Consider the following 19,940-nt stretch of genomic DNA (forward strand, 5'->3'; position numbering starts at 1 on the left):
CTCGTGGAGTGGCGTTAAAAAAATCCCATCAACGCCCACCAGATATCGGGAGCTTGGGATTTGTCAAAGCGAGGAGCGCGGGAGATGAAGTCGGAAGCGCCGATTCTGAAGACGCCTGACGGCCCGTATCCCGCCTTCGCGTTGCTGTCGCCCGAATTTCAATCCACGCCGCTGGTCTTCTGTTCTCCGCATAGCGGGCGGGCCTACCCGGTCGATTTCCTGGAGGCTTCGCGTCTGTCGGCGCAGGCGATTCGCCGGTCCGAAGACCTGTTCATCGACGATCTCTTCGATTTTGCCCCCGATCTCGGGATTCCGTTTCTCGTGGCCCGGTTTCCGCGCGCCTATCTGGACGTCAATCGCGAGCCTTACGAGCTTGATCCGAAAATGTTCTCCGAGGCGCTGCCGAGCTTCGTCAACACCGGGTCGCTTCGCGTCGCGGGGGGACTGGGGACGATCCCGCGAATCGTTGCGGAACGCGAGCAGATCTACCGCCACAAGCTGTCCGTCTCCGAGGGACTAAGGCGAATCGAGAGCCTGCACTTTCCCTTCCACGCCACGCTGGAAGATCTGATGCGGCGGACGCGTGCAGCCTTCGGAATGGCGACGCTCATCGACTGCCATTCGATGCCGTCCACCGTTCGGGCCTTTCCGGGCAGCGGATCGCCGGACATCGTTATCGGCGACCGTTTCGGCACCAGCGCGTCTGGCCGCATCGTCGCGATCCTGACGGCCTGCCTGGTCGAGCGCGGCTACGACGTCGCCCGCAACAAGCCCTATGCCGGCGGCTATATCACCGAGCGCTACGGCCATCCCTCGGTTGGGATCCATGCCGTGCAGGTCGAGATCAATCGCGGTCTCTACGCGGACGAAGCCAATTTCGAGCGTCATGATGGATTCGACCAGCTGCGCGCCGATCTGGTCGAAGTGGTTGGCGTGCTCGCCGCCGAACTCGGGAGCGAGAGCGGCTTGCCGATGGCGGCCGAATAGGCCAAGGAACACCTCCGACGGGTTCGTCGCGGCACGCTGCACCGCAGCGAGCTGTCCTTGCCGATACCACTGGCGCCGGCAGGACAATGGACGTCCGATCCCAGACCGGAAGCACGGAGCGTGGCATGCAACCCGATCGCGATTTCCTTTTCGAGCTCGCCGATGCGGCTGCGCAGAGGAGCCTGCCACTGTTTCGTCAGCCCCTGACGGTCGACAACAAGCTGGTCAGCGCATTCGACCCCGTGACGGAGGCGGATCGAGGCGCCGAGCAGGCGATGCGCGCATTGATCGAGGCGACCTTTCCCGATCATGCGATTCTCGGCGAGGAGTACGGCTTGAGCGGCGACGGCCGCTTCTGCTGGGTGCTCGATCCGATCGACGGAACGCGGGCCTTCATCTCGGGACTTCCCGTATGGGGCACGCTGATCGGCTTGATGACCGATGGTCGCGCTACCTTGGGGCTGATGGACCAGCCCTATATCGGCGAGCGGTTCTGGGCCGATGAGTCGGGTGGCTGGGTGGAGGGGCCCGCGGGGCGCACCGCCTTGAAGGTTCGGGCCACGACCGAATTGTCCCAGGCGACGCTGTTCACGACCTCGCCACGGCTGTTTGCGGGCGAGGCGCTGGATAGGTTTGAGAAGCTGGAGAACCAAGCGCGGCTGACGCGCTTCGGCGTCGATTGCTATGCCTTCGCCATGCTGGCCGCCGGTCACGCCGATCTGGTGGTGGAAGCCGGGCTCAAGCCCTACGACATCGTCGCGCTGATTCCGCTCATCGAGGCGGCGGGCGGCGTGGTGACCACCTTTTCCGGCGAGCGGGCCGAAGTCGGCGGCAACGTGATCGCCGCCGCCACGCCGGAACTGCACGAGGCGGCGCTGGGCATCTTGGCCGGCGGCTGAACCGGGCCGGCAGGCAGCTAGATCTCTTCGGCGGTCAGAGCCAGTTCTTCGAGCGCGCTCTGGATCTGGGACTCGTCCACCTCGTTTGTTTCGTCGGGCGAGGCCGCTCCGGCAAACGCTTCGAAAGCGGCCAGGAAGGGCTCGCGATACCGGTCGGCCTCCTGCAACAGTTCGTGCCGCGCGCCGGCCAAGCTCAGGCCGTGGCCGCAGCGCATCCGCCACGCCAGGCGTCGGGCGGCCCTGGAAGAGACGACCCGATCGTCGCCGGCCGTCACGATGAGCGTCGGCATCCGCAGTGTGGCCACGGCGTCGGAGCGCTCGAACCGGCGCATGGCGATGATGGCGGCGCGCACCCAGGACAGGCTCGGGCTGCCCAGAAACAGCCATGGCGCGGCTTCCACCAGACGGAAGTTGCGCTCGAGCCGCTTCTGGTCGCTGGTGTAGAGGCTGCTTTCCGCGCGCAGGAGAGGCTGCGCGCGGGCGCCGCCGCGAATGCCGAGCTTGCCGAGGCCCAGAGCCCGAAGCAGGGTGGTGAGCCAATAGGCCGTCCTGACTGAGAATCCGCCGATCGGCAGCCCGATCATCGGCGCGGCGGCGACGATGCGCTCGATCCGATCTTCCAGGCTCGGCGCTGCCATCAGGGCCAGAAGCCCGCCCATGGAATGGCCGAGAACCACGCGAGGCTGCGGGCAGTACTGGATGTCCAGCTCTTCGAGGAAGGCTTCCAGGTCACGAAGATAGAACTTGAAATTTCCGACATGGCCCCGCCGCCGGTTGCGCGTCAGCCGGTCGGAACCGCCTTGACCGCGCCAGTCGAGAGTCGCCACCAGGTAGCCGCGGCGGCTGAGATCGGAAATCGTCTCAAAATATTTCTCGATGGCCTCGTTGCGTCCTTGCAGGAGGAGGACGGTTCCGCGAGTCGTCTCCTGTGCGCTGGGACACACGGCGTAGCGCAGACCGACGCCGTCGCCGGATGTGAGCCAGCCGCCGACGATGCCGTCGGGCAGGGGATTGCCGGGTGTTTCGACGAGGATGTCGCGCAGTTCCGCCTCCGGCTCGGGCGGCTCGGGCGGGTCGTCCGCTGTGGAGTCCGTCGGGCCGTCTTCAGGCGCGCCGTCTTCAGCCTGTCCAGTCGGCGACGAGCCGTCGGGGTCCGCCTCTGTCGGGGCGTCCGGTGCTTCCGCCGAAACGGCATCCAGCGTCGCTTCGTCGTCCCGATCGACTGCGACCTCGTTGCTCGGGGCGGTCTCGGCAGACTGGCCGACCTTCTTGTTCGGTTCGTCGGCGGTGGGGGTATCGGTCATCCGCAGCCAGTTCTGACGGTTGTCGATCGATCGGTCGTCTCCGCCTTATGCAGGATCGGCCGCCGCGAGAAAATGCCTGAATTCGTGGAAGCGACCGTTTGCCGACGTTTGTCGATCGTCAGGGGCAGGAATGAGAAGGGCCGGGAGCCAAAAGACTCCCGGCCCGGCGGCCACAGCGGAAGGGACGGGACGCCATGACCGTTTTCGATACAGGCGTGCGAGCCGCCCGAAGATCGGCAACCGCCGGAGGACGCCGCCGCGAATGGTCGCGTTTCGACACCCATCCCAATCGGTTGGTGTCCGCAACAATGGGGGAGGCTGCCTGAACGGAATCGGAAGGGGCCGTTCATCCAGCGTTCAGGAATGCCGATGGTGTGGTTCGCAGTTTTGCGAGCTCGGATCTTGACGATCTTGACGCGAAAACGACCGCTCACCATCTGTTGGTCGTGGCCGCCATTCGGGGCCGCTGGCCGGATGGGTTCGCCAGTTGGGAACCAGCGTCCAGCCAAACGCACGAACCTGTTGCTTCCTAGGAGAACACTTATGCGTCACGCTGATTTTGCGCCGCTTTATCGTTCGACGGTCGGTTTCGACCGCCTTTTCTCGATGCTCGACACCCTGTCCCAGCCCGACAGCGTCGCGCCGAGCTATCCGCCCTACAACATCGAGCGCACCGGAGAGAACGCCTATCGCATCACCATGGCGGTGGCGGGCTTCGGCGAGAGCGATCTGTCGATCGAATCGCGCGAGAACGTGCTGACGATCAAGGGCGACAAAAAGGACGAGAAGGACGAAGGCGAGCGCGAAGTGCTTTATCGCGGCATCGCAGGACGCGCTTTCGAGCGGCGTTTCCAACTGGCCGAATATGTCGAAGTGAAGGGCGCCGCCTTGAAGAACGGCTTGCTTCACATTGATCTCGTTCGGGTCATTCCGGAGGCTATGAAGCCCCGCAAGATCGAGATCGCGGCGGTCGGCAACGGCAATGCCAAGACGATCGAGGCCAATGCGGCCTAATTGATCCGTTACAAGAGTTTTCGGCGGCGCCCTTTTGGGCGCCGTTTTCGTTTGGGCCGTTCGAGCCGTGCCAACTTGCGGGCGTCCGCCTGCATCCGCGCAGGGTTTCGGGAGCGGCTGAACGAGCGGCGAGGAGAATGCCGATGCTCGGGCGACCGCCGCAGGCGCAAACCGCCGACCGGGTCACCGGGCGAAGAGGTCATCTCGCGGCACCACGGTGCCTTTTATTGGACGCAACGCCAACCGGGCCGGTAGCGATCGGTGCTCAAGGCAGTTCCAGGAGCTCCGTCACCGCCCTTCTGCCCGAGACCTGCAACAGTCCGTCGGCTTACCTCAGTTGTCGGCGGGCGGGCTATTCGCGTCGCCCTCAGAATGGCTCGTCTCAGAAGCCGGGGCGCCGCTGGCCCATGAACCGTCCGCGATCGATCTCGCGCTGGCGGCATTCCAGATCGACCTGCGAAGTCGCCTCGTTGAGGTAGGCCATCTCGGGATCGTAGTCGCGGAAGCGCTTGACCGCCGAGCGAAGGGACTGGACAACATTCTTCATCTTCGGTCTCCAAATCGGACTTAAAACGATTAGATCGTTGACATGAAGATGTTCTGCCGCAGCGCATCGAGCAATCCGGGCTAGTGCATAGCGGCTATTCGCCATCGACAACGCCGCTTCCGCCGACGTCGAGCTTCGCTCCAGGTTCGAAGAGCCGAGGTCTTAACCTCTGTGCCCTCCTTCTGGGGGCATGCAGCGAAAAATGGTGCGTCGCCAGAGGGTTGCGCGTCTTTCAAAAAAGTTCCCGAAACACGAAATGACCTCATTCTTGCCGGTTTCGGTTCAAATTCTCGTCACATCGCCGGGAGAACAGCATCCTCGCTCAAGCGCGGCTCCGGCCGCATTCGAGAGGGGAACCAATGAAAAAGACCATCCTGGTTGCGCTCGCCGCAGCCGTACTTTCTTGTGCTCCGTTGTCTGGTTTCGAGCTGGGTGTCGCTCACGCCAATATTGTTAAGGGGCAGATTTTGTCGGGGAAGGCCTCGTGGTACGGGCCGGGCTTTCATGGCCGTCAGACGGCCAATGGCGAACGCTTCGACATGAACAAGCTCACCGCCGCACACAAGACGCTGCCCTTCGGGACAAAGGTGCGCGTCACCAACAAGGCGAACGGCAAATCGGTCGTCGTGCGGATCAACGATCGCGGGCCCTATGCGCATGGCCGGATCATCGATCTGTCGCGCGGCGCAGCGAAGGCGGTCGGCATGATCGGCCGAGGCGTTGCCCAGGTGACGCTCGAGGTGCTGGTCTGACGGTCCCATTCTGGGGATCTGGTCTGCCGTCGAGGTGAATCCGGGTGCGGATTGCGGTGTTGAGGACCGCACCCTATTCGCCGGCCAGAGGCTCCAGCGCGGCGGCTCGGCGCATCGGCGCTGCGACCTCGCCGAGATAAGTCATCTCGGCCCACACCGGCAGATGATCGGACGCGATGCGGGCGCGTTCGGAAAGATGCACACCGGCCGTTTGCACGGAAAGATCCGCGCTGGTGATGATGCGGTCGAAGGAGGCGAAGGGGAGGTGCGAGTGAAAGCTCGGCCCCGGCGCCACCACATGATGGTCTTCGGCGAAATGCGACAGGCATCCGCCTTCCGTATTCCACTCGTTCAGATCGCCCATCATGACCGTGGGCAGCGGTTCTTCCAGCGCTTTCAGACGTTGAAGGACGGCCCGCGCCTGGCGCCGTCGCCACAGGCTGACTAAGCCGAGATGCATGCCCACCACCCGCAGCTTCAAGTCGTCGATCTGAATGTCGGCCAGAGCGGCGCCGCGCGGTTCCAGGGCGGGCAGCACGATCCGCTCGCAATGCAGGACTTCGACCGATTTTCGCACCAGGATGGTGTTGCCGTGCCAGCCGAGGCTTCCCGGCCGCACGCCGAAACGGATCGCCTTGTAGTCGGTCTTGTCGATGATGGCTTCCGGCGCCAGGGACGACACCCGGTCGCCGAATCGGCGATCGACTTCCTGTAGAGCAACGATGTCGGCGTCGATCTCGCGCAAGACATCGAGGATCTGGCGCGGCTGACGGCGCCAGTCGGTCCCGACGCTCTTTCTGATGTTGTAGGACGCGACGCGAATCATGCTCGCCCCTGTTCCTTCTTCGATCGCGTCACGCGGGCGCGAAGCGCGACTATTCCGCTTCGGCGCCACTGAGCGCAGCAAACCGGCGTTTTGGCTCAAAGTAGACCCTTGCACAAGAGACGGCAGGGGACGGGGCAGAAAGTGCGATCTATGGCCACGTGACGTTTCGGGCATGGGCATCGCGGGGTTGGCGATTCCGGGCGCTCGATCGTCGCGAGGTGGAGATCGTATTGTCGCTCCAGCCGAAAAACCGCGAGCGTCGCCGCTTGTTCCTCACAAACCGCCTCGCGCGAGCCTTTACCGGGCTCGGCGTCAGTATGCGTTCTTCGAAAACAGCAGCGCGTAGGGGGTTTTGAGAAGGATCAGCAGGTCGAGGAAAATCGACCAGTTCTCGATGTAGTGGAGGTCGTGCTCGAAGCGCTTCTTCAGCTTGGCGGGTTCGTCGATTTCGCCGCGCCAGCCGTTGATCTGTGCCCAGCCGGTGATCCCCGGCTTGACCTTGTGGCGGCCGAAATAGCCGTCGACGATCTCGACGAATGCCTCGTTCTGGCTCGACAGCGCGTGGACGGCATGGGGCCGCGGACCGACCAGGGACAGGCTGCCGGACAGTACGTTGAAGAGTTGAGGCAACTCGTCGATCGAACTCCTGCGGATGAAACGGCCGACGCGTGTCACGCGCGGATCGTTCTTCGTCACGACCTTCCGTGCGGCCACGTCCGCCATGTCGTGATAGAGCGACCGAAACTTCAGAATCTCGATGACCTGATTGTTGAAACCGTGTCGCTTCTGGCGAAAGAATACCGGACCGGGACTGTCGAGCTTGATGGCGAGAGCTGTGACGAGCATCACGGGCGACAGAAGGACGATGGCGAGCGTTCCGACAACTAGGTCCATGGTCCGCTTGGCGAGCGTATCCCAGGTCGTCAGAGGCCGGTCGAAGACGTCGAGAAACGGCAGTTCGCCGATAAAGGAATAGGCGCGCGGACGCAGCTTGATCTGGGAGGCGTGGGCCGACAGCCGGATATCCAGCGGCAGAACCCACAGTTGCTTGAGGATCGACAGCACGCGCGCCTCGGCGGTCAGCGGCAGCGTGACGATCAACATGTCGATGCGCGCGATGCGTGCGAACTCCACCAGTTCGCGGACGGTCCCGAGCTTGGGATAGCCTGCGACGACCGGCGGCGAGCGGCGGTTGCCACGATCGTCGAAGATGCCGCAGATGCGGATATCGCTGTCCGGCTGCAGTTCGAGATTGTTCAAGAGGGCCGCGGCGCCCTGGCCGCCGCCGACGATCACGGCGCGGCGCTCCATCACGCCGTCGCGCGCCCATTGTCGCAGCTTGATGCCCAATGCGTATCGGCCGGCAGCCAAGACCGCGCTGCCGCCGACCAGCCATAGAGCAAGCCAGAGAGGGAAGGGCGATGCCGCGCCTTCCAGCATCAAGGCGGTGAATGCGATCAGCAGGCAGGCGCCGAGCCAGGCAAGGCCGACACGCGGAAACTGCCGGAGCCCGCCACGCAGCACCGAGATCTGATAGCCGTGTACCAGGCCGATCAGGACCACCGCCGCGCCGGCACCGGCGATCGCGAACGCGGTAAACCGGGTTTCGATCAGGACATGGCTGCCCAGCCCGGCATGGATGAGCAGGCCGAGAACCAGCAGGGCGAGCGCTTCCACGCCGCGCCAGACGATACGAACGGTGCGCGACGCGACGGAGTTCGATCCGAACTGCCGGGCGACCAGCGCGGCCATCGGGTTGAGCTCGATCGCTTGGTCCGATTGCTTTTGGCCCGGGAAGGCACGGACGGCCTCGGGCGAGAATGGCGATCGGTCGTCCATGTCGAGCATTGGAGCCCTTGATCCGCTGGTTCGGGCGGCCGTCATTGCCGCCGGCGGACGTGCCGATACGCCGCCAGCGAACAAGCTTAAGCTTGACTGGCTAAGATTTGGTTCGTGTCGACGGTAAATTGCGAGAAACCGCGCCGGTTTGCCGGCGAGCCCGGCTTTTCCTCGGCTCCGATCCGTCAACTCGGCCGCAGATCCCCATAAAACCGGCAAGTCGGGGGTGGGCAAGGGTCCTGGCCCGGATCTCGCGTCCCTGCAATCCCAACTCTGTCAATGCGGCAACCGCGTCAGAACAGACGTTCGCGAACGTAGATGGTGTCGCTCGGAAGGATCGGATCGGAGGTAAGTACGCGGCCCGTCAAAATGCGGCCGTTCACCTGTCGGGTGATGTCGGCGGTCGATTGGTCTGCGCGCGGCGTGAAGCCGCCGGCGATGGCGATCGCGTTCTGCACCGTCATGCCGGGGACATAAGAATATTGGCCGGCCGCGCCGACTTCGCCCATGATGAAAAACGGCCGGTACTGGTCCACTTCGACCGAAATATCCGGGTCGCGCAGATAGCCCTCGCCGTATTTGGCTTCGAGCGTCTCCGCCAGCTGGCCGGTCGTGCGCCCGCGAGCGGGGACCGAACCGATCAGGGGCGCCGTGATGTAGCCGGCCTTGTCGACGGCGTAGGTGTTGGTCAGACTTTCCTGCTCGAAAACGGTGACGCGCACGCGATCGCCGGCATCGAGCCGGTAGGGCTGATTGAGCGCTTCGTGAAACGCAGGCGGTGTCGGCCTGTAGGAGGAGCAGGCACCGAGTACCGCGCACAACAAGGCGGTCACCAAAATTCGAGGCCCCATACTCACTATCCTCAGAAAAAATCCGCCTGCTCGGTCGAAGTAATTCAATTTTTATAGTTTCATTAGGGTTAACGAGCGGTAAATTGGGCCTTCTCCGGTATTCGCTAGCATATTGATCCCGTCGCTGAAAAATAACGCGGCAGATCAGGACTACCGGAGATTCTATGAGCAGCGCCAACGGCAACGGCACAATGCGAGCGGACAGACGTCCGGCGCCTTGGCGCTCGTGGGGCGTCGCTATCACCGCGGTTCTGTTTGCGTTGGCCGGTTACGCGGGAGCATCGCTGGTGCCGCCGAACTTCGAGGCGACCGCCTATCTGTCGATCGGTCCGTCTCCGGCCGGAGGAGCCGGCTCTGCGGACGAGGTGTGGAGCACCATCTCGGAGCCGGAGCTTCTGCGCGCCGCCACGGCGCAAATCCCAGGGCTCGGCGACATCGATGCCGAAGAACTCGTCGGCCATCTCGATGCCAGCGAAGACACCGATGCCGGCCTGATCGCGATCGGGTTTTCCTGGCCGGATGCCGTGGTTGCACGTGACGCGGCGAATGCGGTGGCAAATGCCTATATCGCCCGCCGCAACGCCGAGCCGGTCGCCATGGCGGACCCGGCGGAGACCGAGCAGTCCATCGCCGACGTCGAGAGCGAGATCGCGGATCTTCAGGAGCGCAAGGCAAATTTCGACGCCGCCGGAACGCCGATCTCGGAGCGCGAGCAAGAGCTCGAGGCCCAGCTGACCCAACGTCAGGAGGAGGCGCGAAGCGTCGAAGCCGAGGCCGCTGCCTTGCGGAACGCACTCGATGCCGGCCAGCCCGTCGACGTGGTCGCCGCGCGGCTGACAGGGGAGGCGGCGCGGGAGCTGCGGGAACGGCGCTCGACGCTGCGTTCGCGCATCGCGGAATTGTCCGGCGAGCGATCGGAGGACGATCCGGACCTGCTTCAGGCGCGATCCGATCTGGCGGAGGTCAACGGCGAGCTTCGAGCTGAGGCCGAACGTGCCACCTCGGTCCGAGCGGAAGAGGCGGCCGCCGCGCGACAGCGATTGGACGAGGTTCAGGCGGCCCTTCGGACTGCCCGGAGTGAGGCGGCGCAGTCCCAGGCCGGCGAGATCAAAGCGCTCGATCGGCAGCTGGCCGAACGCCAAGTGCGCCTCGAAAAGCTGCAGACGGCGCTCGCGCGCGTTCACAGCGGACAAAGTGCAGAACCAGCGGCCAGCCTGGTGGCTCCGGCCAATCTGCCATCCGGCGACGGAAGGCCGAATCCTTTTATTCTGGCCGCGGCCAGCGGTCTCCTCGGATTGGCCATCGGCTTCCTCGCCGCGCTGGTCATCGGACCGAAACGGGCCGAGACCGGCCAAGAGGATGGAGCGGGCGAGGCTTCGGACCGGGAGACAACCGCTTCCGGTGAACCGGCTTCAGCGCTCGAGACGCCGATCCTCGGCGACGACGCCCCTATTGCTGCATCCACCTTTCAGGCTTCCGACCTTGCCGGCGGCGGACAGAGCGTCGTGCAGCTCGACGACCTTGCGGTCGCCGTGCTGCGCGGAGAAGTTCGGCGCGTGGCGGTATTGACCGCTGGTGCGGCGACGGCGATCCCAGCCGGGGTGGAACTGGCTCGCGCCCTGACCGGGGCCGGCCACCCGAGCGTGCTGATCGATCTCAGCCCCGATGGGATGGGGACGCGGGCCATGGGCGTCCGCCGCGACACGATGCAGACGGTGATCGTGCCCGAGAGCCGCGTCGCCACGGCGGATGCCATCGACCGCGACCATTTCACCGAAACGCACATTTTGCCGCTGCCCGGCATCGGAACGAATCTTACCTCTTCAACGGCGGAGAAGATCGCAGCGGCGCTGTCCATTCTTTCCGGTGTCTACGACTGCGTCGTTCTGGAATGCGGCGCGATGGCTCCCGACGATCTGGCCCGGATCGCGGCGGAAGATACGGCCGTAGTCGTCGCGGCGGAAAATGCAGAGCAGGGCGCGGAGCGTATGGCCGCGCTGGAGCAGGCCGGCTTCGACGACGTCGTTCAGGTCAAGATCGGCGAACTGGCGGCCGCCGCGAATTAAGCTGCAACGGAGGGGATCGGAAGCGCTCGATCCCTCCTGGTCGATCGCGCGCCGGGTTCAACGGCGGCGTGGCGGCAATTCCATCCATCGAATGATGAACATCGCCGGGATCACCCAGAGAACGCCGGTTCCGGTAAAATAGAGCAGGTGGATGATCCAGTGCGCTTCGCCGAGATAGAGCGAGGCGATGGCCGTCGCCAAAAGCGCGTAGACGATGACGAGGACGATGAGGATCAGCGTGCCGATGAATTTCTTCAGTCTCACAGGCATTTAGGGCTCGCTGCTTCCAATTTGATTCCGGCGGAGAGGCTTCGCGCCCGATCCCGCATGATCGGCTCGACCGGCAAGGGTCTTACCGATCTTCGGTCCGTCCGTGAACTATTTTCGCGACGGTCCGCTTATGCCGTCGTCGGCTGTCCGGACCGATGCTTCGTCTCATGCGACATGCTGGACTTCATCCGCCGCTCGGCATTTTCGTCCATTCGGCCGAGAACGCTTGCGGCTGAGGTCAAATCGCGTCACATGGGCGAGCTGGAGACTGCCTCATGACAAGCTTGCCGACGACGATGCATCCTTTTGACGTGCGCGCGATCGAGCGCGTTGAGCGAAACCGCCGCTGGGTTCGCACCTGGCTCTACGGCGTGGCCCTGTTGATCGTCGCTCTCGTGCTGGTCGGCGGCGCGACGCGGCTGACGAACTCGGGTCTTTCGATCACCGAATGGAAGCCGATCCACGGGATCGTGCCGCCGCTTTCGGTCGAGGAATGGCAGGAGGAGTTCGCCCTCTATCAGCGCATCCCAGAGTACCAGGAAATCAACCAGGGCATGAGCCTTGATGCCTTCAAGACGATCTACTGGTGGGAGTGGACGCACCGCTTTCTGGCGCGCGCCGTCGGTTTCGTCTTCGCCATTCCGCTGGTCGTGTTCTGGGCGGCGGGCATGGTCGAGCCGGCGTTGAAACCGCGCCTGGTCGGCATTTTCCTGCTGGGCGGGCTCCAGGGCGCGATCGGCTGGTGGATGGTCGCGTCGGGGCTGACGGAGCGCACCGACGTCAGCCAGTACCGGCTGGCGGTCCATCTCACCACGGCGTGCGTCATCTTCGCCTATACCCTGTGGGTGGCGCGGGGACTGGCGCCGCACTCGCGCGATATTCCACCGTCGCCCGGCTCGGTCTGGGTGGCCGGCGGCATCGTGCTTCTGGCGCTGGTCCAGATCTATCTCGGCGGTCTGGTGTCGGGGCTCGACGCCGGCCAGGGCTACAACACCTGGCCGTTGATGGATGGGCAATGGGTGCCCGACGGCCTGCTTGCCGCATCGCCGGCCTGGCGGAATTTTTTCGAAAACGCGATGACGGTTCAGTTCGATCACCGCATCGGCGCCTACTTGTTGTTCCTGGCGACGGCACTGCACGCGATCAGCGCCTGGTTCTGGGCGGCGGGCACCACGCATGCGCGACGGGCGCTCGTTCTCTTCGTACTCATCGTGCTGCAGGCGACGCTCGGCATCACGACGCTGCTCCTCCACGCACCGCTCGGCTGGGCGCTCGCCCATCAAGCCGGGGCAGTGGTCGTTCTGGCCTTTGCGGTCGCCCACGCGCGGGGGCTGAGGGGATCCTATCCCGAGGTGCTGCGCGTCGAGGTGCGCAGCTGAGGCTGCGCCGACGTCGCCGCGAGTTGCGGCGGCGAGGGGGCTCAAACGTCCGACGTTTCGAACGGAAAGGGTGAGGCATGAGCCGCTTCTGGAGCGAGGTGACGCACCGGCTGGAGCCCTATGTGCCGGGCGAGCAGCCGCGTATCGGCGGGCTGGTGAAGCTGAACACCAACGAAAGCCCGTTCGAGCCGCCGGCGACGGTTCGTGCAGCGATCGCCGCAGCCGCGGCGGAAGGGTTGCGGCTCTATCCCGACCCGACGGCGGCGGAGCTGCGCGAGGCGCTGGCCGCCTATCATGGCGTCTCGGCCAGCCAGATCTTCGTCGGCAACGGATCCGACGAAGTGCTCGCCCACTGCTTCGTCGCTCTGCTGAAGCACCGGCGGCCGCTCTTGTTTCCGGACATCACCTACAGCTTCTACCCGGTCTACTGCCGGCTCTTCGACGTGCCCCACGAAACCGTGCCGCTGGACGAGGCGATGCGCATCCGGATCGAGGATTACAGGCGCGAGGCGGGCGCGATCATTCTCGCCAATCCCAATGCGCCGACTGGCATCGCGCTCGGCCGCCGGGCGATCGCCGAGCTCGTCGAGACGCAGCCCGACAGTCCGGTCGTGATCGACGAGGCCTATGTCGATTTCGGCGGCGAGACCGCGCTGCCGCTGATCGCCGAGCATCCCAATCTGCTGGTGGTGCGCACGATGTCGAAGTCGCGCTCGCTGGCGGGCCTCCGGGTCGGTTACGCGATCGGCGACGCGGCGCTGATCGAGGGGCTGACGCGGGTCAAGGACAGCTTCAATTCCTATCCGCTCGGACGGCCGGCGCAGGCGGGCGCCATCGCCTCGATCGCAGACGAGGCGGCGTTCAAGATGGGCTGCGCGACCATTGTCGCCAATCGGGAAGCGATGACCGCCGGCCTCGTGGAACTCGGCTTTGAGGTCTTGCCGTCGGCGGCAAACTTCGTCTTTGCCCGCCATCCCGCATGGCAGGGTGCGGCGCTCGCCGCGGCGCTGCGCGAGCGGGCGGTGCTGGTGCGACACTTCGCCAAGCCGCGCATCGCCGATTTTCTGCGGATCACCGTTGGCAGCGCCGACGACGGAGAGCGGCTGCTGGCGGCGCTGAGCGCCATCCTGGTCTAGAGGGCTCCAAGGCCGCGCCGGCATGACGGGGGCGGACGGGGAGCGGCGCTTCAGGTATCGATGCGCATCTTTGGCAGCGTCCGCTGCGGTGTCGCTTGGGCTGACGGCGAAAGTCTGGATTCTCGGGCCAAAGCCCGGGAATGACGCCGCAGGACAGGACCGTCTCCGCACCATGCCCCGCCCGTCGTTCGAGACCCACCGTCGCGCCGCCCGCCCTTACGGAAACAGCGGCAGCTGTTCGATGCCGGTGATTTCTTCGATGCCGAAGGCCACGTTGAAGTTCTGGATCGCCTGGCCGGCCGAGCCTTTCACCAAATTGTCCAGCGTCGAGATGACGATGGCGCGGCCCGGAATGCGGTCGGGGACGACGTTGACCACGACATAGTTGGAGCCGCGCACCATCTGCGTCTGCGGCAGCACGCCGGGGTCGGCGACGGTGACGAAGGGCTCGTCCTCGTAGGTCTTGACCAGTGCCTCGCGCAGGTCGTCGGCGGTGTGGCCCGGCGCCAGCCTGACGTAGCTCGTGCAGAGCTCGCCCCGGCTCATCGGGATGAGGTGCGGGGTGAAGTTGATCTTGAGGTCCGAGCGGCCGACGGAGACGCCCAGTTCCTGCTCGATCTCCGGCATGTGCCGATGCTTGCCGACCGAGTAGGGCGACAGGCCTTCGCCCGCCTCGCAGAACAGGGTGTTTTCCTTCAGGCCGCGCCCGGCGCCCGAGACGCCCGACTTGGCGTCGATGATGATCTCGTCCGGGTCGATCAGGGCATGCGTGGTCAGCGGCAGGAGCGCCAGCAGGACGGCGGTCGGGTAGCAGCCGGGGCAGGCGACGAGCCGGGCTTGTGCGATCTGGTGGCGGTAGCGCTCGGTCAGGCCGTAGACCGCCTCGGTCTGGATCTCGGTCGCGACGTGGTCGAGCCCGTACCACTCCTTGTAGGTGGCGGCATCGCGCAGCCGGAAATCGGCCGACATGTCGATGATCTTCACCTTCGGGTAATGGGTGAGGATGTCGCGCGAGATGGCCTGGGTGGTGCCGTGCGGCAGGCCGCAGAACACGGCGTCGACGGCCTCCCAATCAGCCTCCTCCACCGTCACCAGGTCGGGCAGGTCGATATGGGAAAAGTGCTTGAAGACCGCCTTCATCGGCTTGCCGGCGTGGCTGTTGGCCGTCAGCACGGTGATTTCGATGTTGGGGTGGCGCGCGGCCAGCCGCACCAGGTCGGCGCCGGTGTAGCCGCTGGCGCCGAGGACGCCGATCTTGATCTTGTCGGGCATTGGGAAACTCCGGAAAGATCCTGATAATCAGGGACTAAGAGCTATTCGTGAAGAGCGGACGCGATGTCGCTCGGATTTTGATTCAACTCGTCGTCAGGGCGTCGTCGTCGCATCTCAGCCCCCTTTGGCTTCGGCCAGAAGCCCGATCAGGTACATGGCGACCGTGGCGCCGGCAATGGCTGTGATCTCGGCATGGTCGTAGGGCGGGGCGACTTCGACCACGTCGGCGCCGACCAGTTGCAGGGTGCCCAACTTGCGGATGACCGCCAGCATCTTGGCGCTGGACGGGCCGCCGGCGACCGGCGTGCCGGTGCCCGGCGCGAAGGCGGCGTCGAGGCAGTCGATGTCGAAGGTGAGGTAGCTGGGCGCGCCGCCGGTCCGCGTCCGGATGCGCTCGGCGATCTCGCGGCTCGTCAGGTCCTCCACCTCGTCGCCGTGGACGATCTCGAGGCCACAATCCTGCGGCGCATGGGTGCGGATGCCGATCTGGATCGAGCGCGCGGGATCGATCAGCCCGGCCTTGACGGCGGCGGTGACGAAGGAGCCATGGTCGACATGGGTCTCGTCCGCCATCGGCCAGGTATCCTGATGGGCGTCGAACTGGACGAGCGCCAACGGCCCATGCCGTGCGGCGTGGGCCTGGAGGAGGGGCCAGGTGATCGAATGGTCGCCGCCGAGCGTGATCAGGAAGCCGGTGTCCTCGATCAGCCTGGCGGCCTCCACGCGGATGGCCTCGTGGGCGCTCTCCGGCAGCCGGTAGTCGAGCAGGCAGTCGCCATAGTCGACGACCGACAGCGCCTCGAAGAGATCGCGGGCGAAGGGATATTGGGGATCGTTGTCGAAGATCATCGAGGCGCGCCGGATCGCAGCCGGACCGAAGCGTGCGCCCGGCCGGTTGGACACCAGGCCGTCGAAGGGCACGCCCCACACCGTCACGTCGGCGCCGCCCGGCGCCTTAGTGAACTTGCGGCGCATGAACGAGGCCACGCCCGCATAGGTCGGATCGGAGGCCGCGCCGAGCAGGCCTTCGGCGGTGATCGCGTGGTCGATGGTGCGCGAGGGCATCGGACGCCTCTTCTCGATTCAGGATGAACCGCAAAGTGGTGCGGGCCGAGGGCAAGGGAACGGCCCATACAAAAACGGCCGGGCTGAAGCCCGGCCGTGTCCATCAGAATGGGATGTGCGGGCTTAGCGCTTGGAGAACTGGAACGAACGGCGGGCCTTGGCCTTGCCGTACTTCTTGCGCTCCACCGTGCGCGAGTCGCGGGTCAGGAAGCCGCCCTTCTTCAGAACCGAGCGCAGGCCCGGCTCATAATGGGTCAGCGCCTTGGAGATGCCGTGGCGCACGGCACCCGCCTGGCCCGACAGGCCACCGCCGGCGACCGTCGCGACGATGTCGAACTGGCCGTCGCGGTTGGCCGCGACGATCGGCTGACGCAGCACCATCTGCAGCACCGGCCGCGCGAAATAGACCGCGAAGTCCTTGTCGTTGATGGTAATCTTGCCGCTGCCGGGCTTCACCCAGACGCGGGCGACCGCGTCCTTGCGCTTGCCGGTGGCATAGGCGCGGCCCTGCGCGTCGAGCTTCTGGACGTGAACCGGAGCTTCCGGCTGCGTGGCGACCGGCGTGGTGCCAAGGTCCTGGAGCGAAGAGAGCTGAGACATTATGCGGCCCTCGCGTTCTTGGAGTTCAGAGCCTTGACGTCGAGCGTCTCGGGGTTCTGTGCCTGATGGGGATGCTCGGCGCCGGCATAGACGCGGAGGTTCTTGAGCTGGCGACGGCCGAGCGGTCCGCGGGGCAGCATGCGCTCCACCGCCTTCTCGACGACACGCTCCGGGAAGCGGCCTTCCAGGATCTCGCGCGCCTTGCGCTCCTTGATGCCGCCGGCGTAGCCGGTGTGCCAGTAATAGGTCTTGTCCCAGTACTTCTTACCGGTGAGCACGACCTTGTCGGCGTTGATGATGACGACATTGTCGCCATCGTCGACATGCGGGGTGAAGGTGGGCTTGTGCTTGCCGCGCAGGCGCAAAGCGACGAGCGAAGCGAGACGTCCGACGACAAGCCCTTCGGCGTCGATCAGGATCCACTTCTTTTCCACCGTCTCGTTCTTCTGCGAGAAGGTTTTCATCATCGAACCTTTTGTGAAAAGCCATCGGAGGTGGGTCGAAACTCACCGACCAAAAAGCGGCCCCGAGGCCGCTCTTCTTGGATGGCGCTTGTAGCCGCAGTTCGATGCCGCGTCAACCGGAAACATGTTGCCTAAAATCTAGAAATAATCAGTAAAATCAAATGGATAGAAGTTGTGGTGTTATAAAACCACATCAAAATCGGCCGAGATGTCGTTGCGGGGCGAGCCGGTCGAGCTTTTTCTATCGAATTGCCGTTCGCGGCGATCGTCCCTGAAACTCCGGCGAACCGCGCTTAACTCGGCGAATCCGAAATGCGTCAATTTGTCGCGTAATAAGGGCAGGAGGCAGCCATGACACCCCAGGATTTCAATGCATGGCTGGATCAGCTCTGGCTGTCCGACGAGGATGCGGCCGAGCGTCTGGGCGTAGAACTGAGCCGGATCGCGACCTTCAAGCAGAGCGGCGCGCCGCGCTATATCGCGCTGGCTTGCCGGGCGCTCGAACGGGGCCTCGTGCCCTGGTCGGGACGGCAGCCGAAGCGAGCGCAAGCGGTACGCCGCCGTTCGCCGTCGGCCGCCGCTGCCGGTGTCGGCACCGGAGACGGAGCGCTTTCCGCGCCCCGGCTTTTCTCCTAGGTAGAGCCGCGCCCCAATTCGGCCGACGCGCGCCGGAAGTGCAGCGCGGCCATCCCTGTGGAGAGAGACATGACCACCACGCCTGGTTTCGAGACACTCGCCGTGCACGCCGGTGCGCAGCCCGACCCCGCGACGGGGGCCCGCGCGACGCCGATCTATCAGACGACCTCCTTCGTCTTCGACAGCGCCGACCACGCCGCAGCCCTGTTCGGGCTCCAGCAGTTCGGCAACATCTACACCCGGATCATGAATCCGACCCAAGCGGTCCTCGAAGAACGCGTCGCGGCGCTTGAGGGCGGCACGGCAGCGCTCGCCACCGCCTCTGGCCACGGCGCCCAACTCCTGATCTTCCACACGCTGATGCAGCCGGGCGACGAGTTCATTGCCTCCAGCCGGCTTTACGGCGGCTCGATCAACCAGTTCGGTCACGCCTTCAAGAATTTTGACTGGCACGTCAAATGGGCCGATCCCGACGACGTGTCGTCGTTCGAGGCGGCGATCACCGACAAGACCAAGGCCATCTTCATTGAGTCGATCGCCAATCCGGGCGGCATCGTCGTCGACATCGCGGCCATCGCGGAGATCGCCCATCGCCACGGCCTGCCGCTGATCGTCGATAACACGCTGGCCTCGCCCTATCTCTGCCGGCCGATCGAGCATGGCGCCGACATCGTCGTTCATTCGCTCACCAAGTTCATGGGCGGCCACGGCAACTCGATGGGCGGCATCATCGTCGACGGCGGCACCTTCGACTGGTCGGCCGGCGACAAATATCCGATGCTGTCGGCGCCGCGGCCGGAATATGCCGGCATCGTGCTGCACGAAACCTTCGGCAATTTCGCCTTCGCCATCGCCTGCCGCGTGCTTGGTCTGCGCGATCTCGGGCCGGCAATCTCGCCGTTCAACGCCTTCATGATCCTCACCGGTATCGAAACGCTGCCGCTTCGGATGCAGCGCCATGCCGACAACGCCAAGCGCGTGGCCGAATATCTGCGCGACCACGAGAAGGTGGGGTGGGTCTCCTATGCCGGGCTCGACAGCGATCCCTACCATGGCCTGATGCAGAAATACGCGCCGAAGGGTGCTGGCGCGGTGCTCACCTTCGGCCTGAAGGGCGGCTACGACGCGGGCGTTGGCTTCGTCGAGGCGCTGGAGCTGTTCTCGCATCTCGCCAATATCGGCGACACCCGTTCGCTGGTGATCCATCCGGCCTCGACCACCCATCGCCAGCTTTCCGACGAGCAGAAGATCGCGGCCGGCGCGGCACCGGACACGGTTCGCCTTTCGGTCGGCATCGAGAATGTCGAGGATCTGATCGCCGATCTTGACCAGGCTCTGGCGAAAGTCTGATCGCTCCGAGCCTTTGATTGCCAGTCCGGTGGTCTCGCCGGACTGGCGCCCTTGCGGCGGCGTGACTACTTGATGGACGCCGTCGCCGCTGGCTCGGCAGATTTTTTTCGTGTCGATCAGCGAGACAATCGGATGGACCACTTCCTCAAGTTCGATCCGGCAGCCGCGGCTGTCGAAACCGGGGCGCCCGCCAAGGAGAAAATCCGTAGCGGCCGCCCGTCCTACAAGATGTGGACGCTAGAGGAAGACGGGCAGGGGCTGAGCGCCGGCATCTGGGAAGCGACAGCCGGCGAATGGGACGTCGACTACAGCGAGTGGGAATTCTTCCACGTGCTGTCCGGTATCTCAGTTCTGACGGAGGACGGCTGCGAGCCGGTCAAGCTCGTGGCGGGCGACAGCTTCGTCATCCGCCCCGGCTTCAAGGGACGCTGGCGCGTGGTGGAGACGACGCGCAAGCATTTTGTCGTGAAGCAGGCAGGTACCCCGACCGGTAATCGAGGCGCCTGAAAGCATGACGTTGCGGATTGATCTGCCCGATGCCGCCCGGATCTAGTACTACAGTTGCATATTTATTTGAATGATGATTCTCTGCCGGTTTGGTTAGTTTGGCAGGGAGTGGTCATAATGTCTGTCGCGGAATGGACAGGGACGCTGATTGATTGGCGGCGGGCGTTGGAGGAACT

20 protein-coding genes are annotated in these 19,940 nt (G+C 64.7%); 10 read left to right on the forward strand and 10 right to left on the reverse strand.

The window, feature by feature from the left end; all coding sequences use genetic code 11:
* Nucleotides 1-84: 84 nt before the first annotated feature.
* Both SMD10_RS20480 and hisN read left to right on the forward strand, forming a co-directional pair.
* Nucleotides 85-987 (forward strand): N-formylglutamate amidohydrolase, encoded by a 903-nt coding sequence (locus SMD10_RS20480; protein ID WP_331687597.1) that lies wholly within the window; start codon nt 85-87, stop codon nt 985-987.
* A gap of 125 nt (nt 988-1,112) precedes the next feature.
* Nucleotides 1,113-1,886: a histidinol-phosphatase gene (hisN, locus tag SMD10_RS20485; protein WP_331687598.1), complete on the forward strand. Its 774-nt coding sequence runs from the start codon at nt 1,113-1,115 to the stop codon at nt 1,884-1,886.
* Between the two features lie 17 nt (nt 1,887-1,903).
* On the opposite strand, the gene SMD10_RS20490 is transcribed toward hisN, so the two are convergent.
* On the reverse strand, nt 1,904-3,190 hold the full coding sequence (locus SMD10_RS20490) for an alpha/beta hydrolase (protein WP_331687599.1): 1,287 nt from the start codon (nt 3,188-3,190) through the stop codon (nt 1,904-1,906).
* 543 nt (nt 3,191-3,733) lie between these two features.
* Here SMD10_RS20490 and SMD10_RS20495 point away from each other — a divergent pair.
* The gene (locus SMD10_RS20495; RefSeq protein ID WP_331687600.1) at nt 3,734-4,204 is read left to right on the forward strand and encodes an Hsp20 family protein; all 471 of its coding nucleotides are present in this window, start codon (nt 3,734-3,736) and stop codon (nt 4,202-4,204) included.
* Between the two features lie 382 nt (nt 4,205-4,586).
* Here the strand turns inward: SMD10_RS20495 and SMD10_RS20500 are convergent, their stop codons facing one another.
* The gene (locus tag SMD10_RS20500; RefSeq protein ID WP_331687601.1) at nt 4,587-4,751 is read right to left on the reverse strand and encodes a DUF3563 domain-containing protein; all 165 of its coding nucleotides are present in this window, start codon (nt 4,749-4,751) and stop codon (nt 4,587-4,589) included.
* Nucleotides 4,752-5,110: 359 nt separating this feature from the next.
* Here SMD10_RS20500 and SMD10_RS20505 point away from each other — a divergent pair, with 359 nt between their 5' ends.
* Nucleotides 5,111-5,503 (forward strand): septal ring lytic transglycosylase RlpA family protein, encoded by a 393-nt coding sequence (locus SMD10_RS20505; protein ID WP_331687602.1) that lies wholly within the window; start codon nt 5,111-5,113, stop codon nt 5,501-5,503.
* Between the two features lie 73 nt (nt 5,504-5,576).
* Here the strand turns inward: SMD10_RS20505 and SMD10_RS20510 are convergent, their stop codons facing one another.
* The 3 genes from SMD10_RS20510 to SMD10_RS20520 form a co-directional block, all read right to left on the reverse strand.
* Nucleotides 5,577-6,329 carry an endonuclease/exonuclease/phosphatase family protein gene (locus SMD10_RS20510; RefSeq protein ID WP_331687603.1) on the reverse strand — a complete coding sequence of 251 codons (753 nt, stop codon included), beginning with the start codon at nt 6,327-6,329 and terminating at the stop codon, nt 5,577-5,579.
* A gap of 312 nt (nt 6,330-6,641) precedes the next feature.
* The gene (locus SMD10_RS20515) at nt 6,642-8,177 is read right to left on the reverse strand and encodes an undecaprenyl-phosphate glucose phosphotransferase (protein ID WP_331687604.1); all 1,536 of its coding nucleotides are present in this window, start codon (nt 8,175-8,177) and stop codon (nt 6,642-6,644) included.
* Between the two features lie 284 nt (nt 8,178-8,461).
* Entirely contained in the window at nt 8,462-9,019 is a 558-nt protein-coding gene (locus SMD10_RS20520; protein WP_331687605.1) for a polysaccharide biosynthesis/export family protein, read from the reverse strand.
* A 164-nt stretch (nt 9,020-9,183) separates the two neighbouring features.
* On the opposite strand from SMD10_RS20520, the gene SMD10_RS20525 reads away from it, so the two are divergent.
* On the forward strand, nt 9,184-11,085 hold the full coding sequence (locus SMD10_RS20525) for a GumC family protein (protein ID WP_331687606.1): 1,902 nt from the start codon (nt 9,184-9,186) through the stop codon (nt 11,083-11,085).
* A gap of 57 nt (nt 11,086-11,142) precedes the next feature.
* Here the strand turns inward: SMD10_RS20525 and SMD10_RS20530 are convergent, their stop codons facing one another.
* The gene (locus SMD10_RS20530; RefSeq protein ID WP_331687607.1) at nt 11,143-11,355 is read right to left on the reverse strand and encodes a DUF2842 domain-containing protein; all 213 of its coding nucleotides are present in this window, start codon (nt 11,353-11,355) and stop codon (nt 11,143-11,145) included.
* Between the two features lie 275 nt (nt 11,356-11,630).
* Here SMD10_RS20530 and SMD10_RS20535 point away from each other — a divergent pair, with 275 nt between their 5' ends.
* Entirely contained in the window at nt 11,631-12,734 is a 1,104-nt protein-coding gene (locus SMD10_RS20535) for a COX15/CtaA family protein (protein WP_331687608.1), read from the forward strand.
* Nucleotides 12,735-12,811: 77 nt separating this feature from the next.
* Nucleotides 12,812-13,870, forward strand: coding sequence for a histidinol-phosphate transaminase (gene hisC, locus SMD10_RS20540; protein ID WP_331687609.1), 1,059 nt, complete (start codon nt 12,812-12,814; stop codon nt 13,868-13,870).
* 216 nt (nt 13,871-14,086) lie between these two features.
* Here the strand turns inward: hisC and argC are convergent, their stop codons facing one another.
* From argC to rplM, 4 genes are all read right to left on the reverse strand, one after another.
* The gene (gene argC, locus SMD10_RS20545) at nt 14,087-15,142 is read right to left on the reverse strand and encodes an N-acetyl-gamma-glutamyl-phosphate reductase (RefSeq protein WP_331687610.1); all 1,056 of its coding nucleotides are present in this window, start codon (nt 15,140-15,142) and stop codon (nt 14,087-14,089) included.
* A gap of 114 nt (nt 15,143-15,256) precedes the next feature.
* Nucleotides 15,257-16,207 (reverse strand): agmatinase, encoded by a 951-nt coding sequence (gene speB / locus SMD10_RS20550; RefSeq protein WP_331687611.1) that lies wholly within the window; start codon nt 16,205-16,207, stop codon nt 15,257-15,259.
* 123 nt (nt 16,208-16,330) lie between these two features.
* Nucleotides 16,331-16,807, reverse strand: a complete 477-nt coding sequence (gene rpsI, locus SMD10_RS20555) for a 30S ribosomal protein S9 (protein WP_432757286.1) — start codon at nt 16,805-16,807, stop codon at nt 16,331-16,333.
* Nucleotides 16,807-17,271 carry a 50S ribosomal protein L13 gene (gene rplM, locus SMD10_RS20560; RefSeq protein ID WP_331687612.1) on the reverse strand — a complete coding sequence of 155 codons (465 nt, stop codon included), beginning with the start codon at nt 17,269-17,271 and terminating at the stop codon, nt 16,807-16,809. The genes rpsI and rplM overlap by 1 nt, the downstream gene beginning before the upstream one ends.
* A gap of 351 nt (nt 17,272-17,622) precedes the next feature.
* Here rplM and SMD10_RS20565 point away from each other — a divergent pair, with 351 nt between their 5' ends.
* From SMD10_RS20565 to SMD10_RS20575, 3 genes are all read left to right on the forward strand, one after another.
* On the forward strand, nt 17,623-17,907 hold the full coding sequence (locus tag SMD10_RS20565) for a hypothetical protein (RefSeq protein ID WP_331687613.1): 285 nt from the start codon (nt 17,623-17,625) through the stop codon (nt 17,905-17,907).
* Between the two features lie 69 nt (nt 17,908-17,976).
* The gene (locus SMD10_RS20570) at nt 17,977-19,257 is read left to right on the forward strand and encodes an O-acetylhomoserine aminocarboxypropyltransferase (protein WP_331687614.1); all 1,281 of its coding nucleotides are present in this window, start codon (nt 17,977-17,979) and stop codon (nt 19,255-19,257) included.
* Between the two features lie 132 nt (nt 19,258-19,389).
* Complete coding sequence (locus tag SMD10_RS20575) at nt 19,390-19,764, forward strand: cupin domain-containing protein (protein ID WP_331687616.1); 375 nt, start codon at nt 19,390-19,392, stop codon at nt 19,762-19,764.
* Nucleotides 19,765-19,940 lie beyond the last annotated feature (176 nt).

It is taken from the genome of Consotaella aegiceratis (genome assembly GCF_036541425.1).
Taxonomy (GTDB): domain Bacteria; phylum Pseudomonadota; class Alphaproteobacteria; order Rhizobiales; family Rhizobiaceae; genus Consotaella; species Consotaella aegiceratis.

Coding starts and splice junctions, on each gene's coding strand:
- SMD10_RS20480 (WP_331687597.1), top strand. CDS start 85: ATGAAGTCGGAAGCGCCGATTCTGAAGACGCCTGACGGCCCGTATCCC.
- SMD10_RS20530 (WP_331687607.1), bottom strand. CDS start 11,355: ATGCCTGTGAGACTGAAGAAATTCATCGGCACGCTGATCCTCATCGTC.
- hisN (WP_331687598.1), top strand. CDS start 1,113: ATGCAACCCGATCGCGATTTCCTTTTCGAGCTCGCCGATGCGGCTGCG.
- rplM (WP_331687612.1), bottom strand. CDS start 17,271: ATGAAAACCTTCTCGCAGAAGAACGAGACGGTGGAAAAGAAGTGGATC.
- hisC (WP_331687609.1), top strand. CDS start 12,812: ATGAGCCGCTTCTGGAGCGAGGTGACGCACCGGCTGGAGCCCTATGTG.
- SMD10_RS20570 (WP_331687614.1), top strand. CDS start 17,977: ATGACCACCACGCCTGGTTTCGAGACACTCGCCGTGCACGCCGGTGCG.
- SMD10_RS20505 (WP_331687602.1), top strand. CDS start 5,111: ATGAAAAAGACCATCCTGGTTGCGCTCGCCGCAGCCGTACTTTCTTGT.
- SMD10_RS20525 (WP_331687606.1), top strand. CDS start 9,184: ATGAGCAGCGCCAACGGCAACGGCACAATGCGAGCGGACAGACGTCCG.
- SMD10_RS20510 (WP_331687603.1), bottom strand. CDS start 6,329: ATGATTCGCGTCGCGTCCTACAACATCAGAAAGAGCGTCGGGACCGAC.
- speB (WP_331687611.1), bottom strand. CDS start 16,207: ATGCCCTCGCGCACCATCGACCACGCGATCACCGCCGAAGGCCTGCTC.
- SMD10_RS20535 (WP_331687608.1), top strand. CDS start 11,631: ATGACAAGCTTGCCGACGACGATGCATCCTTTTGACGTGCGCGCGATC.
- SMD10_RS20500 (WP_331687601.1), bottom strand. CDS start 4,751: ATGAAGAATGTTGTCCAGTCCCTTCGCTCGGCGGTCAAGCGCTTCCGC.
- SMD10_RS20490 (WP_331687599.1), bottom strand. CDS start 3,190: ATGACCGATACCCCCACCGCCGACGAACCGAACAAGAAGGTCGGCCAG.
- argC (WP_331687610.1), bottom strand. CDS start 15,142: ATGCCCGACAAGATCAAGATCGGCGTCCTCGGCGCCAGCGGCTACACC.
- SMD10_RS20495 (WP_331687600.1), top strand. CDS start 3,734: ATGCGTCACGCTGATTTTGCGCCGCTTTATCGTTCGACGGTCGGTTTC.
- SMD10_RS20565 (WP_331687613.1), top strand. CDS start 17,623: ATGACACCCCAGGATTTCAATGCATGGCTGGATCAGCTCTGGCTGTCC.
- SMD10_RS20520 (WP_331687605.1), bottom strand. CDS start 9,019: ATGGGGCCTCGAATTTTGGTGACCGCCTTGTTGTGCGCGGTACTCGGT.
- SMD10_RS20575 (WP_331687616.1), top strand. CDS start 19,390: ATGGACCACTTCCTCAAGTTCGATCCGGCAGCCGCGGCTGTCGAAACC.
- SMD10_RS20515 (WP_331687604.1), bottom strand. CDS start 8,177: ATGCTCGACATGGACGACCGATCGCCATTCTCGCCCGAGGCCGTCCGT.
- rpsI (WP_432757286.1), bottom strand. CDS start 16,807: ATGTCTCAGCTCTCTTCGCTCCAGGACCTTGGCACCACGCCGGTCGCC.